Origin of the sequence: Vibrio scophthalmi LMG 19158 (assembly GCF_000222585.1) — a bacterium.
In the GTDB taxonomy this organism is placed as follows: Bacteria; Pseudomonadota; Gammaproteobacteria; order Enterobacterales; family Vibrionaceae; genus Vibrio; species Vibrio scophthalmi.
Genome location: NZ_AFWE01000072.1, coordinates 27,306 through 43,675, shown reverse-complemented (window position 1 = coordinate 43,675; position 16,370 = coordinate 27,306). Strand labels below are relative to the sequence as shown.

At 44.8% G+C, this 16,370-nt stretch carries 13 protein-coding genes, 1 tRNA gene and 2 pseudogenes; 2 read left to right on the top strand and 14 right to left on the bottom strand.

Features of this window, described 5'->3' with window-relative positions; genetic code table 11:
- Positions 1–302: 302 nt before the first annotated feature.
- From RH88_RS05390 to RH88_RS05355, 8 genes are all read right to left on the bottom strand, one after another.
- Positions 303–1,559: an HD-GYP domain-containing protein gene (locus RH88_RS05390; RefSeq protein ID WP_005594013.1), complete on the bottom strand. Its 1,257-nt coding sequence runs from the start codon at positions 1,557–1,559 to the stop codon at positions 303–305.
- Positions 1,560–1,668: 109 nt separating this feature from the next.
- On the bottom strand, positions 1,669–2,076 hold the full coding sequence (locus RH88_RS05385; RefSeq protein WP_005594012.1) for a VOC family protein: 408 nt from the start codon (positions 2,074–2,076) through the stop codon (positions 1,669–1,671).
- A gap of 72 nt (positions 2,077–2,148) precedes the next feature.
- A complete protein-coding gene (locus RH88_RS05380; protein WP_005594010.1) occupies positions 2,149–3,147 on the bottom strand; it encodes a LacI family DNA-binding transcriptional regulator in 999 nt (332 codons plus the stop codon).
- Between the two features lie 108 nt (positions 3,148–3,255).
- The gene (gene chbG / locus RH88_RS05375) at positions 3,256–3,990 is read right to left on the bottom strand and encodes a chitin disaccharide deacetylase (protein WP_005594008.1); all 735 of its coding nucleotides are present in this window, start codon (positions 3,988–3,990) and stop codon (positions 3,256–3,258) included.
- A gap of 38 nt (positions 3,991–4,028) precedes the next feature.
- Positions 4,029–5,351, bottom strand: a complete 1,323-nt coding sequence (locus tag RH88_RS05370) for a 6-phospho-beta-glucosidase (RefSeq protein WP_005594007.1) — start codon at positions 5,349–5,351, stop codon at positions 4,029–4,031.
- 12 nt (positions 5,352–5,363) lie between these two features.
- The gene (locus RH88_RS05365; protein WP_005594006.1) at positions 5,364–5,672 is read right to left on the bottom strand and encodes a PTS lactose/cellobiose transporter subunit IIA; all 309 of its coding nucleotides are present in this window, start codon (positions 5,670–5,672) and stop codon (positions 5,364–5,366) included.
- A 44-nt stretch (positions 5,673–5,716) separates the two neighbouring features.
- Entirely contained in the window at positions 5,717–7,048 is a 1,332-nt protein-coding gene (locus RH88_RS05360; RefSeq protein ID WP_005594005.1) for a PTS sugar transporter subunit IIC, read from the bottom strand.
- A gap of 100 nt (positions 7,049–7,148) precedes the next feature.
- On the bottom strand, positions 7,149–7,454 hold the full coding sequence (locus RH88_RS05355; RefSeq protein WP_005594004.1) for a PTS sugar transporter subunit IIB: 306 nt from the start codon (positions 7,452–7,454) through the stop codon (positions 7,149–7,151).
- Positions 7,455–7,918: 464 nt separating this feature from the next.
- Between RH88_RS05355 and RH88_RS24085 the strand changes: the two are divergent.
- Positions 7,919–8,664 (top strand): annotated as a pseudogene (locus RH88_RS24085) (inorganic diphosphatase).
- Positions 8,665–8,793: 129 nt separating this feature from the next.
- Here RH88_RS24085 and RH88_RS05345 read toward each other — a convergent pair.
- Complete coding sequence (locus RH88_RS05345; protein WP_005594001.1) at positions 8,794–9,687, bottom strand: DMT family transporter; 894 nt, start codon at positions 9,685–9,687, stop codon at positions 8,794–8,796.
- A 134-nt stretch (positions 9,688–9,821) separates the two neighbouring features.
- A tRNA-Leu gene (locus RH88_RS05340) sits at positions 9,822–9,906 on the bottom strand.
- A gap of 193 nt (positions 9,907–10,099) precedes the next feature.
- Between RH88_RS05340 and RH88_RS05335 the strand changes: the two genes are divergently transcribed.
- Positions 10,100–10,576, top strand: coding sequence for an RDD family protein (locus tag RH88_RS05335; protein ID WP_005593999.1), 477 nt, complete (start codon positions 10,100–10,102; stop codon positions 10,574–10,576).
- Positions 10,577–10,668: 92 nt separating this feature from the next.
- On the opposite strand, the gene luxS is transcribed toward RH88_RS05335, so the two are convergent.
- The 4 genes and pseudogenes from luxS to RH88_RS05315 all read right to left on the bottom strand — a co-directional run bounded on the left by luxS (position 10,669) and on the right by RH88_RS05315 (position 16,367).
- Positions 10,669–11,187: an S-ribosylhomocysteine lyase gene (gene luxS, locus RH88_RS05330; RefSeq protein ID WP_005593998.1), complete on the bottom strand. Its 519-nt coding sequence runs from the start codon at positions 11,185–11,187 to the stop codon at positions 10,669–10,671.
- 17 nt (positions 11,188–11,204) lie between these two features.
- Positions 11,205–11,816: a transglycosylase SLT domain-containing protein gene (locus tag RH88_RS05325; RefSeq protein ID WP_005593997.1), complete on the bottom strand. Its 612-nt coding sequence runs from the start codon at positions 11,814–11,816 to the stop codon at positions 11,205–11,207.
- Positions 11,817–11,832: 16 nt separating this feature from the next.
- The gene (gene gshA / locus RH88_RS05320; RefSeq protein WP_005593996.1) at positions 11,833–13,398 is read right to left on the bottom strand and encodes a glutamate--cysteine ligase; all 1,566 of its coding nucleotides are present in this window, start codon (positions 13,396–13,398) and stop codon (positions 11,833–11,835) included.
- A gap of 108 nt (positions 13,399–13,506) precedes the next feature.
- Positions 13,507–16,367, bottom strand: a pseudogene (locus tag RH88_RS05315) (M16 family metallopeptidase).
- Positions 16,368–16,370 lie beyond the last annotated feature (3 nt).

The window sequence follows — 16,370 nt, the reverse complement described above, 5'->3', positions numbered from 1 at the left end:
AGCTTTGCTGCGAGAGTTTCTCTCGAAGCGGAGGTGAATTCTAACGAGATAACTGAAAGAGTCAAACACTTTTTCAATTTAATTTTCGTGGAACCTTTCACCTCTCTGACTAACGCTGAAGCCTTGCGGCGTCTGCCCTGTCAGTGGATGCGCATTATAGGCAGCTGAATTTTATTGGCAAGCACAAAATGCATTTTTTCTTATAAAAAGTGCTTAACTGCGCAATCATTAAACAGCTCCACATTTAACCTCAAGATACCCTCAGATTACCCACCAGTTACCCACAAAATCCTGTTGATAACCTAGTTATCCCCCTCTATAAAGTAAGAGATTCGCGCACGGGGATTTAAGTACTCTTTAATTTTCTCAGGAAGCTTATTTGGCAAGATAGCATTAACTATCTTTATATCCTTCTCTGCGAGATCAATGATCGGCGCTTGGCTTCTTGGCACCGCCGGATCATAAATGAGAACATTCGGATAAAGGATATGAGCAGAATTCACTGAGATCACTAATCCCACCATCTCATTCGACAATTGCACCACAGTTCCTGGAGGATACACGCCCATAAATTTAATTAAGATACTGAGGTTCTCGTTGTTGTAACGAGATTTACAGTTCTTATAAAGATGTGCCAATGCGACATAGGGGATTTTTTGCTGAGCAGCGACTGGGTTATGACAAAGAACATCGTAAGCATTCGCCACCGCAACAATCTGCGTTAATGTGTCTATTTGATCTGCTTTAAGCCCTAATGGGAAACCTTTGCCATCATTCGTCTCATGATGGTTCTCAATCACTCGTTTCGCAGAGTCTGGAAAGCCCTCTATATTATCGGCCAATTCCACTCCATATTTGGTGTGCAACTTAAGGTAGTTTTGCTCCGGCTCGGTTAAAGGTACGGTTTTTCTCAGAATCGCTGTCGGAATTTTAATTTTACCGATGTCATGAAATAGCGCCGCGAAAGCCAATTCTTTAATGGTTGCGGTCTCAAGCTTCTTCGCTTTACCGATCAACATCGATAACACAGCAACATTCAGTGAGTGAAAATAGATGTCTTCAAATTCACTCTTACCATTCATCAAATGTAGCGTAACATCGCCATCACTCATCAAGCGATCGACAATATCGTCAACTAAGACCATCGCTTCATCGACGGCTAATTCAGGACGGTTACGAATTTTCGTCATCACTGCACGCATACGAGCAAGAGAGCGTTCAAACTCTTTTTCACAATTAGCGACACGACGACGATAAGCACTCATGGTTTCAATACGCTGCTGCTTTTCTTGCCATAGTTGCTGGGCGCGTCTATCCATCGCCTCATTAACTGACTCTGTAGGAGCGTTGTCAATTTGCTGTACAGGTAATGGGGGGACGTCACTTTGGTCGACATTAACGTAGACATATTTAATGCCCAAATGACGAATAACTCGAATTTGGTCTTGGCTTTTAAGCTTAAAGCTATTCAGCAGGAAGGGATGTTCGTTCCACTTTACCGGTAAACGAATGTGCAGCCCGGGTTGAATTCGGTCTACCGTAATTTTGATATTTGCCACGTTCTAGATACAACTATGAAACCCAATAAAACGCGGCTAGTTTAGTGCTTATACTCTAATTTTCTAGATAAAAACGTCATTTGTGAGAAGTTAACAGGATTTCCGTCGTTTATTTCACCAACTCACAATGCAGCATCCAGCGAATACCGAACTTATCTTGCACCTTACCAAATCGCGCTCCCCAAAAGGTATCCGCTAGCGGCATCATCACCGCACCGTCACAAGCAAGTTTATCGAACAACTGTTCTTGTAAGTCGAGGTCATCCAATACCAGTGATAACGCAATATTGTTACCAGAAACGTCACTGACTACCATGCCATCAGATAACATCAGCTTCATACCAAAAGCCTCAAATTCAGCATGCATAATCCAATCCGGATTCGCCCCTTCAACCGATTGAGGGGCATCACGGAAATATTGTTTGGTTAGTACCACACCACGAAAGCAGCGTTGATAAAACTCGAGCGCCTCTTCACATTGGCCTGAAAAACACAGGTAAGGGGTAAGTTGATACATAGCTATTCTCCAAACTGACTGTTTTCATTAAAGAATAGCGAAGTATCAACAGATGTAATTAGTACTTTAGTCCTATATTAAGGCGCGATCGGCCTTGCGAATCACTAGCTTAGGCGTAAATTCATGCAGTTGACCGACCTCTTTACCCGCGATCAGATCCATTAGCACTTGCACCGCCGACTGAGCCATATCATTGATAGGAAAGCAGACCGAGGTAACCGCAGGGTATAATTCATTACATCGCTCTACGCTATCAAAGCTAACAATCGAGATATCCTCCGGTACTTTAAGTCCGTGCTCGTGCAAATATTGCATCGCACCAACCGTCATCTCTTCACTACAAGAGAAAATTGCCGTCAATTCTGGATGACGGGTTAATAGCGCTTTAGTCGCATCATAACCACTTTGCGAACCGTAGTTCCCTTCCTCACACCATGATTGAGGGACACTCACTTGTGCCGCAGCCATGGTATCAAGGTAACCTTGCTTACGCTGCAAGCTGTTTTCACGCCAAGTAGGGCCGGTGATACAACCAATTAAGCGGTGATTTTGCTGTAACAAGTGCTGTACCGCCATTGAACTTGCTTTATGGTGGTTGAAACGAATACAACGCTCTTCTAATGACGGAATAACGCGGTCTAGCAAGACAAAAGGTGGGTGCTGTTGTGCAAGTTGGCAGATATCTTCATCAGTCAAATGACGACTATGCAATATATAACCATCGCAACGTAACGCATGAAAACGCTCAACCGCGTCTCTTTCACCCTCTTTAGAGTGGTGGCCTTGAGCGGTAATTAAAAATTTAGCATGTGTATCAAGTTCATTTTGAACTTGTTCCATCATGGCGCCAAAAAAACCCCCAGTATAGTAGGTCACCAATAGACCCATCATGTTACTCGACGAAGTCGCGAGCGAACGTGCAATGGCACTTGGGCGATAGTTCAATTCCGCCATCGCTTGCTCTACTTTCTGCCTGGTTTCCTCTCTGAATTTACCTTCACCGTTAATGATCCTAGAAACCGTCGAACGGTTTACTCCTGCTAAGGCAGCAACATCTTTAATTCGTGCCATATGACCTTCAATAGTTAATACGATTAGAAAGAAAAAAGCTGTCAGTAACGAAAAATTAGGGGGAACTGAAACTGACAGCAGTTATGATACACAGAGATGTAAAAGCGGCTAAGTGAGTACAGAATAATCCGTGACTTGGATATCACGCTCTTGTAAGAAAGCGATGAATTCTGGTGAGGAAAGGGTTGCTAATTCTTGCTCTCGCTGGGCAAGATAGCTGCTCATCGAGCGCAGCTGCGTATCAACGACTGCGGGATGACACATTACTTCCAACACATCACAGTTATTCTCATGCTCTAACATCAATTGCTTAGCACTCGCAACTGAGGTGTGTTGATCGTAGAACTGCTCAGTAAAATGATAACGACAACCAAACTCCTCTTGCCCAGCAAGACCCACTCCACGCAGTGGCACTCGGTATTTTTTTGCCACTTCGTACACCGCTGGGGCGATCTGAGGATGTGTATGGGCATGATGATGGCCATCAATATGGCTCAATGTTAAGCCTAAGCTTAAAAAATGCTCCACTTGGGCCACCACTTCTTCATACACCTCAACCGGGTCAAAATCCTGCTTGCTCCAAAAGCCAGGAATAGCCGGAAAAAGACCGTGTTCACCCACAAGTGATTGATGACCTGTCAGTGGCTTACCAGCTGTAAAGCGCAGATGAAGCCCAACTTTCAATTCCGGCACTTGCGCAGCAAGCGCGACAGCATGGGATTCGCCGGGCATATCGACCATCAATGTCGTCGAACGAACAACACCATGACGGAAGGCTTGTACAATACCGTTATTGACACCGGCAGTAAGACCAAAATCGTCGGCATTAAAAATGACTTTCATCTTTTCCTCAGCTTATTGCTTTGCAGCAAGCACACTCGCTAGAGTGTGGTTAGTTTAAATTGTGGTAAATACTCCGCATTCTCACGAAGAATATCATTGAGGATCGCTTTGGCTCGCTTGATGTCAGGCACAAGAGGATTATTCGCCAGTGCCATCAATGCTTTGTCATAGTCACCAAACACAGCCGCTTCAATCGCCAACTGCTCGTAGGCTTTTACTTGATGCAAAAGACCTTTGATGTTCGCTGGTAGCTCGCCGACAGCAATCGGTTTGGCACCCCAATTACCGATAACAGCACTACATTCAATCACAGCATCGTCAGGAAGCGTATTGATGGCTCCATTATTTGGTACGTTCACCACATGAATGCCATTGCGGTTATTGTAAATACCATCAACCAAGTTAAGTGAAGCATCTGAATAATAGGCACCGCCCCTTTCTTCTAACTCCTTCGGTTTTACATCCAAATTGACGTCTTGATAGAGTTTGAATAGTGATGCTTCGGTTTTCATCACCTGCTCAGCTCGTGTTCCTTGCTCGCCAGCACTTTCTTTCTCTTCCTGCAGCATCGCATCCGTTTGATAGAAATAACGATGATATGGACATGGGATCGCCCCCAACGCTCTAAGAAAGTCAGGATCCCATGGTTCTTCAAAAATATTCTTCATGCTGAAGTTTGCGCCATCACCGACTTTTTCAATTACGGCTTCAGTAATGTCTTCACCATTCAGCCATGCCTTGAGCACCCACACTAAGTGGTTTAAGCCAGCAAATTCCAATTGCAGCTCTTCTGGCTGACAACCCATCATCTCTGCCACCATCATGCGCATCGAAACGGGAACGTTACACAGACCAATGCTCTTGACCTTGGTGTGTTTATTGACAGCTTCAGAAACGAGACCTGCTGGGTTGGTAAAATTCAGCATCCACGCTTGGGGCGCAAGTTCTTCAATATCACGACAGATATCAAGGATTACGGGGATGGTACGTAAAGCCTTAGCAAAACCACCTGGCCCCGTCGTTTCTTGACCAATCACATCATACTTGAGTGGGATGCGCTCATCACTTGCACGAGCCTTTAAGCCACCCACACGAAATTGCGTCATGACAAAATCAGCACCTTTGATCGCCTCACGACGATCGGTACTTGCGCTAATCTTGATATCAGCCCCCACTTTAGCCACCATTCTTGTGGCTAACGCATGGATGATGTCGAGTTTTTCTCTACCTTGATCAATATCCACTAAGTGAATTTCACTCACCGGTAAAAATTCTCGGCGTTTTAACACACCCTCAATAAGCTCAGGCGTGTAGCTACTGCCACCACCAATGATGGCAAGCTTCAAAGCACCTCTAGGCATATTTATTCTCCATTAAGCGACTAACTGCTGATGTAAAGCGACCATTTCTGTCGCCATTTCATGAGCAAGAATGGTTGTCATGAGGTGATCTTGGGCATGCACCATAACCAACGTCATTGGCACTTTGCCTTCTCCCTGATCCGCTTCGATAAGCTGAGTCTGAGTGAGGTGCGCCTTATTTAGGCACTCTTTACCTTGTGCCAACTTCTCTTGTGCTTGGTCAAAATCATTATTACGGGCTAACCTCAACGCTTCGTAACATAGACTGCGCGCTTCACCTGCATTACAAATGATTTCCATCACAACCATTTCCTGGTCCATAAATCCTCCCGATAAAACGTATTTGATACTTACAAAAATTTAAATTAAGCGGTCACACCTTGACCGTTACCTTGTTGCTCTGCTTTCTTTTCCGCGACAGGCAGTTCTTCTGCCAACACCTGCTTCTCAAACATTTTGAAGAATGGTAGGTATAAGAAGAGATCAAGAATCATCAAGCCAATGACCAGCAGTACTGGTGTAAATGTCCAACCACTACCCCAAGAAGCACCAATGATGGCAGGTGTTGTCCACGGTGTTGTCGCCACCCCCATTCCGACAAATCCGGAGTGAACTGCAAAATAAGCGATCGTCGCGTTAACCACTGGAACCAGTAAAAAGGGCAGGAACAAAGTAGGGTTCAACACAAGCGGTGTACCGAAGATCACCGGCTCATTAATTTGGAAGAAACCAGGTACCACACTCATACGGCCAATACTCTTGAGGTGCGCTGAACGGCTAAAGGCCATCAGCAGTACAAGTGCAAAGGTTGCACCTGAGCCGCCAAGGAAGATATAGAAGTCCCAAAACGGTTGAGTAAAGATATTTGGTATTGGCTCACCAGCAATAAAGGCTTCGGTGTTCGCGCCAATGTTGGTAAGAAAAATAGGAGACAGTAGGCCAACAACAATCGCCGCGCCGTGAATACCAGCAAACCATAATAATTGGCATAACAGCAATGCACCGATGATGGCAGGCAATGAGTTTGATGCGCTCACTAGTGGTTTAAACGCTTCAAGAATCAGATCCGGAATTAACATATCAAACTGGGCTTGAACGAAGATACTTAATGGATAAAGGGTCAAAAATACCGCTAATACTGGGATCATCACTTCAAATGAACGAGCAATTGCCGGTGGTACTTGTTCTGGCATACGAATCGTAACGTTGTGTTTTTTCAAAAAACGGTACAGCTCTACGGCGAAAAATGCCGATAGAACGCCCGTAAATACACCCGTCCCTCCCATATGTTGAGTGGGTAGACCTCCATTTGATAATGGTGAAGCCACCAAGAGATAAGACATCAACGCAAGCGCGGCACTGGTAATGCCATCCATTTTGTGGGCTTTCGCCAGACTATGCGCTACACCCAATGTAATGAAGATCGTCATAATCCCCATCGACATATTGAATGGCATCATAATGGTATCAAAGTGTGTCGTAGCAAAATCCAACCATGCGCGACCAAATGCATTTTTGGTATCAGGGTCAAATGGAGGGAAGGCAAAAATTAAAATAAAACTACCGACAATAATAAACGGTATTGAGACGATAAAGCCGTCTCTCATTGCTCTTACATGTGGTTGATTGCCCACTTTAACCGCGAGTGGTGCGATATATTTTTCGACAAAACCAAGTATCGAATCATAAAGATTCATAGTGTCCATCCTTATTTTTGGCGTAAAAAGTCCCACACCCTATATTTCAATAAGGTGTAATCACTTTTTATTTATATTTGTTTTTAACTTATATTGAGAATTAGTTAATTAAGCTCAGTGCTTGTGTGAGCACCTCATCGCCTTTCATCATTCCATAATCTTGCATTGAGATAGCGGCGATATTTTTACCGTGCTCATCAGCGGTTTTCTTCAAGTCTTCAAGTTGAAAACGCACTTGAGGACCAAGTAAGCAAACATCGTATTCTTTAATCGCTTCAGAGAACGCATTGACGGCGAGCGCTTCGATTTGGCACTCGATACCACGAGCTTGCGCCGCTTGTTCCATTTTCTTTACTAGCATGCTGGTCGACATACCAGCGCTACAACAAAGTAAAATCTTCTTCATCATCCAGCTCCTTTATTTGATTTAGAATCAACCCACAAAAACTGTAGCAAAAATGAACAGATCAAAAAAGCGCAACCGGTTGCATTAAGCGTGAACAAAATCCCATTTTATGAAGTTAGGCTTACTTTTTATCGTTGACATTAATTTAAAATCGACTCAAATGAGAATAAATATCAAATGAAAGATTAATTTAAATTTAAACCTTCATTAATTTATTTCGCATAGATTAAATTTAAAACATTCTCCCAGTCAGCAAATATTCACATTGCAGAACACCAACAGCAACCGCTCTATTTTTATCAAAATAGGCCGTAGCATTATCGAATTAACAACTAATTTGTAATTAAACATAAGCAATGACTAACAGTGCATCGCAAGCTTAAATATTACTATTCAATGGTATTGACCAATATTATGAATTCATCATTTAATGGTTTTACTGATTGATATTAAAGCTATTTAGAATGCGATTTTCTTCAAAACACAATAATTCTGTCATGTTAGCTTCATCAAATCAGTCGACTATTCATTCATCTTTTCAAATGGAAATGGCTATGAAAAAACACCTTTTACTTGCCGCGATGCTCATGAGCTCTGCATCAGCGATGGCAACGACCGATTTTGCCCAGATTGATACTTACACCATTAAAGCCAATCATGACTATCTATCGGGGATCCCGAGCACCAATAGTAATGGCACCGTGAATGCCATCATTGAAATTCCAACTGGTGACAATGAAAAGTGGGAAGTTAGCAAGCGCGACGGCTCTATCATTAACTGGGAATTTAAAAACGGTCAGCCGCGTGTTGTTCACTACCTAGGCTATCCTGGGAACTACGGCACGATTCCAAGCACTGCCCTACCTAAATCGCTCGGAGGGGATGGTGACCCATTGGATATCTTAGTGCTCGGTTCTGCAATGGAGAGAGGCAGTGTTGCACCTGTTCGCGTGATTGGTGGTCTAAAGATGCTAGATGGGGGCAGCAGGATGACAAACTGATTGCGGTTCCAGTAGTTGAGCAATCACCTTTTAAAGATGTTGAAACGATCGAAGCACTGCAAGAGCAATATCCCGGCGTCGTAGATATCGTCAAGATATGGTTTGATAACTACAAAGGCCCAGATGGCGAAATAGAAGTGCAAGGAATCATGTCGAGTAAAGAGGCAACTAAAGTACTTAATCAGGCCATTAGTCACTATAAGCCATAGTTCTTTGTCGTATCTCTTAGTCGTATTGACGTCAAAAGCTCACCATAACTGGTGAGCTTTTTCATTTAGAAAATTACTCGATCAAAAGAAATTACACGCCCCTCCCTGCCCCAAAGCACAATGAAAATATCAAGGGACTTTATTTCGTGGCAAGCTTGCTTTTTCATGACGACTAAGCCGCAACTCCCAAAGAGTATGCAATATCAGAGTGAACAGAATCAATCCTCCACCAACGATGTCATTGGTTGAAGGCTCATCGCCAATAATTAAGTACACAAATAGCGGACCAAACAGAATTTCCAATAATAAAATTAAGCCTGTTTGTGCCGCCGGTATGTATTTTGGCGATTGAGAGATACACAGATAGGAAGCCGGCACAATAAATCCGCCTAACACCATGACATAAACAAGATGCATCCCCTGAATATCTAAAGGCATCGCTCCCTTATATAGGGAAAATAACGCGATCATAATACCAGCACAGACCATATAACTCGCGGCATTTTGACCTTTAGTATAGCGCATAACCGTCAGATAAATTGCCGTAGAGATGGCAGTGACAATCGCATAAAGATCCCCTTCGATCTCCCCTGTCTTAGGCGCATAAGCAAAGATCAACCACACGCCGCCAACGGCCGAAATGATCGCAAGTAAGGTATGCAAAGGAAGTTTTTCTTTAAGCACCACAAAAGCGATGATGGCGGTAAATAAGGGAGCGGTATTGACGATCACTAACGTACTAGCGACTTGGGTGTGATCTAAAGAAAGCACAAAACAGACGGTGGAGGCTGTAAATAGTACCCCCATCCCAAGCGCGCTCGCAGGAGGGGGAAGCAACCTTTGCTTGAGTTCTTTCTGGTTAAAAATGAGTAGGACGGCCAGCAGACTGATGGCTTGCATAAGCCCACGCCAAAATAGCAGATTCCAGGGGGAAGAATCTGTCAAACGAACCAGTAAGCTATCGAAACTGAGGATGATGATACCAGCAAGCGCCAGAGTACTTCCTCGTTGCAACGGAGACATAAACACCCCACCACCGATTAACATATCATTATGTATATGGTGAGAGAGTCGATAATGCAAGAAGCTGAATCACGCTAGCCTATAGCCAGATACAACAAAGCCCCGACGTGAGTCGAGGCTTTATCGTTTAAATATGGTACCGGTAGGCGGACTTGAACCGCCACGCCCGAAGGCAACGGATTTTGAATCCGTCGTGTATACCAATTTCACCATACCGGCATTATCTTGGGGCATTGCCCTTTCGATGATTGGCATTATACGTAACAACGCGCGTCGTGCAAGTGTAAAAAACTGAATTACCAACCGTTTGATGATAATTTCGCCATAAAGCACCAAGCTGTGCGCAAGCTCTCTTTTCACAAGCGTTTTGAAACATTATCCTGACGCCTTATTTACCGTTTGAGAACCCATTATGAGCAACCACCAGCCACTTCCATCTGCAGGCTTAATGCGACGCCTAGGCGCGCTGTTTTACGATAGCTTGATTATTATCGCCATTGAGATGTTGGCCGCTGGCGTTGTCGTTGCCGTGTTGCAAGCCTTAATGGCGCTTAATCTGGTCAATATCGCCCCGTATGCTGATATTGGCGACTTCTTGTCGAATAACCCGATCTGGAGTCCTATCTTTACTTTCTACCTTGCGGCAGTTTGGGTGTACTTCTTTGTTTTCTTCTGGACTCGTGCAGGACAAACACTGGGTATGCGCGCTTGGAAACTGCAAGTGCGCAACTTGGATGGTGGTCGCATTACGGTCACTCAAGCATTAATCCGCCTAGCGACGTCTGGATTTGGTTTAGCTAACCTTGCCGTACCACTCGATCCACAAAAGCGGGGCTTTCATGATATTTGGGCCAAGACCCAAGTGGTCGTGCTGCCAAAGGCACAATAGTCGATCTCTGGTGCGAAACACCAATATAAAAAAGGAAGGCCTCGGCCTTCCTTTTTATTTTAAATCAAAACTTGGCGAATAAACGCTATCGATTAATCGACGCGAAGCTCATTGAGCATTTCAGCCGGTAGAGCAAGATCGTCATTCTTATTCACTGAAATGCCCGCGGCGATAATTGCTTGCGCAATCTGTTTCGCTTCTTCTAGTGAGTGCATCGCTGCAGTACCGCACTGGTATTCATTCAGCTCAGGGATTTTGTTCTGACTTTCAACCGTCAACACGTCAGCCATTGCAGCAAGCCATGCCGTCGCAACTTGTTGTTCACTCGGCGTACCAATCAAGCTCATGTAAAAACCCGTACGACACCCCATTGGCGAAATATCAATAATTTCTACCGCATCACCATTAAGGTGATTACGCATAAAGCCGGCGTATAGGTGCTCTAAGGTGTGAATACCTTTCTCTGACAAGATGTCTTTGTTTGGCGCAGTAAAACGCAAATCAAACACAGTAATGGTGTCGCCTTTTGGCGTTGTCATGGTTTTCGCAACACGCACAGCCGGTGCATGCATGCGGGTATGATCGACAGTAAAGCTATCTAGTAGTGGCATTGTCCTTCTCCTGCTGGCTAGAAAAACCAGCTTCTATTGTTTTCCAACTCTTGGCGGCACTGTTTAAGTTGCCAACCGTAATCCTTTGCTTGTTGCTCTACTCGACGAGCGACTTTTATCAATGAGGGCTTAGCTTGATAGGTTTTACGCTTATAACCACCACGACCTTCGTGATAAGCCAGATATTGATTGTAAGGGTCCCATTTTGAAATCCCCAATTGCTTTTGGGTTTCACTGGTATACCAACCAATAAACATCAATGCATCATCGAAACTGGTGCGTGAACCGCCATGACCAGTCGCTTTTTGAAAATCTTCCCATGCAGGATCTTGTGCCTGTGCATAGCCGTAGGCACTGCTCACTCGCCCCCATGGGATAAACCCTAACAGGTAATCTTTAGGGGGTCGAGCATCATGGCGGAAACTGCTTTCTTGCTTAACAAATGCCATCGCAATGTTAATTGGAGTGCCCCATTCTTCTTGCATGTCCACCGCATCATCGTACCAACTAGGGTTTTCACGGAAGATAGAACAGATATTACTTTGATTCGCTGGCGGCGGGGTGGCGCAACCAGCAAGGCTGGTTACGCCAATCAATAGCGCCAGTTTGAGAATCCTTTCTTTGTGCATAATGACAGCTTTATTTCTACTTTAGATAGGCGAAGTAGTCTTCTAGGAATTGTTCAAAGTCTTGAGTGTCTGACGCTTCTAATGCAGCTTGCGCTTCACGAGAGCGAGCGACCTCTTGTTCCATTTTCTCTTGATTGTAATAGCCGTATTGATGAGCAAGATGCTTCTCGCGGTATTGCTTACCAAAAGTACAACCTAGTCCACCAAGGCCACCTAAACGTTTAGTGTCTTCTAGCAATTGACCAGAAATCGTTAGCTCTGGGTTATCAATCCAAGCCATCAGTTTGTCGCATACTGCTTGATATTCATTACCACCGAGTGCTTTATCCATCTGCACAGCCACTTGTGTTAGCTCGGCAAATACGCGTTTCGCCCACTCTTGTAGGGTCAGTGTTTCACCTTTACAGCCGATTTGCAGTTCAAGGCCCACTTTACGACCTTCAACGATGACCTTATTCCAGTTCTCACGCCAGCATGCTTGCTCGCAGAAATCCATTGGGTCGGAATCGGTCAGTGCTGCCCAAGCGAGGAACAAATCAAGGAAGCGGATTTGGTCTTTGTCTAGGCCAATAGAACTGTATGGGTTAACGTCTAATGAACGTACTTCAATGTATTCCACACCGGCACGAGTAAGTGCTTCTGACGGCTTCTCGCCATCTTGGGCTACGCGCTTTGGTCGAATTGGTGCATAAAGCTCATTTTCGATTTGCAATACATTGCTATTTAGCTGACGGTATTCACCATCGACTTTTACGCCAATTTCAGCAAACTCTTGTGAAGGTGTGCGAATAGCACTGTTCAATCCTTCTAGATATTGCTCGATGCTATTAAAGCCGATTTTCAATACGCTTTGCGCACTGTTGGTATAACCCAAGTCGCTTAAACGCAGAGACGTCGCTTGCGGCAAAAACAGCGTTTGGCCGATATTTTCAAACGGTAGTTTGGTGTCACGACCTTTAATAAACGATGGGCACAATGCCGGTGACGCACCAAAGAAGAACGGAATTAACCAACCAAAGCGGTAGTAATTACGAATCAAAGCAAAATAGCCATCTGACTTGGTCGCTTGACGCGCCGCTTCATCTTGCTCGCCATACAACTGATCCCAGAATGTTTCTGGAAAAGAGAAGTTAAAATGCACACCTGAGATGATCTGCATTAAGCTACCATAGCGACGTTTAAGGCCTTCGCGGTATAACGTTTTCATTTTACCGGAATTCGAATCACCGTATTGGGCGAGATTGATATCTTGCTCGTCTCCAACATAACAAGGCATTGAAAGTGGCCACATCTTTTCTTCACCCAATTTGGTTTGAGTAAAGTGATGAATATCTTCAAGTTGTGCTACTAGAGTATCAATGTCACGTGAAACTGGGGTGATAAACTCAAGTAGCGACTCTGAAAAGTCCGTCGTAATCCATTTGTTTGCGTAAGCTGAACCCAATCCATCTGGGTGCTGAGTTGTAGAAAGTTTGCCATCTTGCTTGTAACGCAAGGTTTCTCTTTCCACGCCACGACCGAAAGTCTTAAACACTTCGGGATTACGGGACACTCGCTCTAATCGCGTAGCAAAATCTGTCAAAATGGGATCGCCTATGTTGATTGTTCTGCGTAAAAAACCAGAACTGGCTAGTTAACTTTGAAGAGCGGCAGGGTCTGCCGCTCTACGTATCCACTCTTAATGTGTCCTTTAATGGACAATTTCAAGCTCTTGGACTGGAATCTGTAATGATTCCAGTTGCGGCTTCAAGCGTGTTGCATCACCGACCACGATAATTTGGTAGTCACTTGGGTCAAACCATTTCTTCGCCAAAGCATCGAGGGTGGTTTTATCGACTCGCTCAACAATCTCATTACGTTGCTGTAAATAATCCTCATCTAAGCTATATGAGAGAATACTTCCCAACAAGTTGGTCTTCTGTGAGGGTGTTTCATATTTTAGTGCATCTTGTTGACCGACGGCCAAGCGTAAAAATTTCATTTCTTGCTCTGTCAGGCCTGATTGACTAAAACGCGTTAACTCACTCTGCATCTCTTTAATCGATGCAACCGTCGCGTCGGCACGCACTTGAGCCGAAAATACCACAGCCCCAACCTCACGGTTTGAAGCCAGATAGCCACTTGCACCATAAGTGTAGCCCTTGTCTTCACGTAAGTTTTGGTTCAAGCGGCTATTAAAGTTACCCGCTAGATTAAAATTAGCGAGTTGGGTGAGAAAAACTTCGCCCGTGGCATCAAAAGGTAGGCCCTGACGCACCATGCGTACGATACTTTGCGGTGCTCCCGGCTTATCCACTAGGTAGATTGATTGCCCTTTGAGTGGCTTCACCAATTGTGGTCTCAGCAATGGCGCAGGATCACCATGCCAACCATCAATAAAACGCAATTGTTCGGTGATGGCCTTTTGCTTCATATCACCAACCACGACAATCTGTGTACCTTGTGGCGTGTACTGTTTGCGATAAAACTGCTTCACATCATCCAAGCTCAGCCCTTGAATTGATGAAGCGGTGCCATCGCTAGCACGTTGATAGATCGAACCATCAAACAACACTTGACGTGTTGCTTGCGACGCTAACCAACTTGGCTTTTGATGTTGATAGACCACACCTTCAAGCATCTGTTTTTTAACTCGCGCGAAATCTTGTTCATTAAACGCTGGTTTTGACAGAACCTCTTCAACAACCGCCAACGTTTGTGGCAGGTATTTCTCTAAGCTCGAAATGGAAATTGTACTGGTGTAATTGCCCGCATTAATCGACACATGACTACCAATTTTATCCAAGCGCGTGCTTGTAGCTCTTCCAGACTGGAATCTATCGTTCCTTCTTGCAACATTGCCGCCGTCAGGTTCGCAAGGCCTTCTTTACCTCGTGGTACGTAGCGTTCACCCGCCGGGAAACGAATATCCATCTGCACCGTTGGCGTTTCATCACTAACCGTACCTAGCAGTTCAACACCATTATCGAAGTAGACTCGATACAAGGTTGGCATTTGCGCTTTCACCGGCTCAGCCACCGTTGGCATGATTGCGCGATCAAAATCATCGACTGCATGGCGATAATTGAGATCACCTTCGGTAATTTTTTGATACTCGGGTAGCTGACGCTCTGGAGTGACAAAGCTTGCCGGCGCAACAGCAAAATCAAGTTTACCTTGCGGTACGACACTCAAGGTCACTTTGTGATGACCATTGACGTATTGCTTGTAAGCCGCCATCACCGAGTCAGATGTCACCAGGCGAATATTAGCCAGTTGAGACTGCAAACGGTCCGGTTCACCATAGAAGGTCTCATTGGACGCGAGCTGGCTGACTTTGCCTTTTACGCTTTGCAGCGCAAAGACAGCATCCGCTTCGGCCATGCCTCTAATTTGTTCCAAGCGCTCTTGGCTAATGCCTTGTGCCTCAAACTGTGCCAGCACCTGCATCACTTCATTATATAGCGGTTGCAACTGGCCTTTTTTACCTGATGGCGCCATCGCATAGACATAAAAGTTACATGACAATTCAGCACAATCTTGGAATGCACCTGCATCGACCGCTTTTTGCGTTTTAACTAATTTCTGATAGAGCAGAGAGTTCGCGCCCTCACCCAACGCTGAAGCTAATGCGCTCAGTGCCATTTCATCTTGATGACCGCGATATTGCGTTGGCCAGCCAATCACCACCATTGGTTGCTGAATTTTGTCCTCTAAGGTGATGTATTTATCTTGGTTTAGCTGCGCAGGTTGCTTCGGCGCATTTTCAACCGCAGGGCCTTCTGGAATAGAACCAAAATACTTGTTTACCCACTCGAGTGTCTGATCGACATCAATATCACCACCGATGGTCAAAACGGCATTATTAGGCCCATACCAACGTAGGAAGAATGCTTTGAGATCGTTAACGTCCACACGGTCAAGATCCTCTACATAACCAATAGTTTGCCATGAATAAGGGTGGCCTTCCGCGTACATCGCCTCACCCATTTTTTCCCACATCAAACCATAAGGGCGGTTATCAAAGTTTTGTGCACGTTCGTTTTTAACCGTATCACGCTGAATTTCAAATTTTCGTTGTGAAACGGCATCAAGCAAAAAGCCCATGCGATCAGATTCAAGCCACAACATTTTTTCCAGTTGATTGGCTGGAACGGTTTCAAAATAGTTGGTTCTATCGCGGTTGGTGGTGCCATTTAAGCTGCCACCGGCTTCGGTGATCAGACGAAAATGTTCTTGATCACCAACGTGCTCGCTACCTTGGAACATCATATGTTCGAAAAAGTGTGCAAAGCCGGATTTACCAATCTCTTCACGTGCTGAACCAACATGGTAAGTCACATCAACATGAACCAGCGGATCGGAATGATCAGGGGTTAAGATCACCGTCAGTCCGTTATCCAGTTGGTATTTGCTGTATGGGATGGTTGCTTTACCAGCAACCGCATCAACCTCTTCGATTAAGGTGACACCTTGTGGCAGCGAGGAAAAAAACGGTACGGAATAATCGATATTGCTGGTGCAGCCAGCGAGAGTGGCCAGAGAAAATGCACCAAGTAAAAATTTCTTCATCGT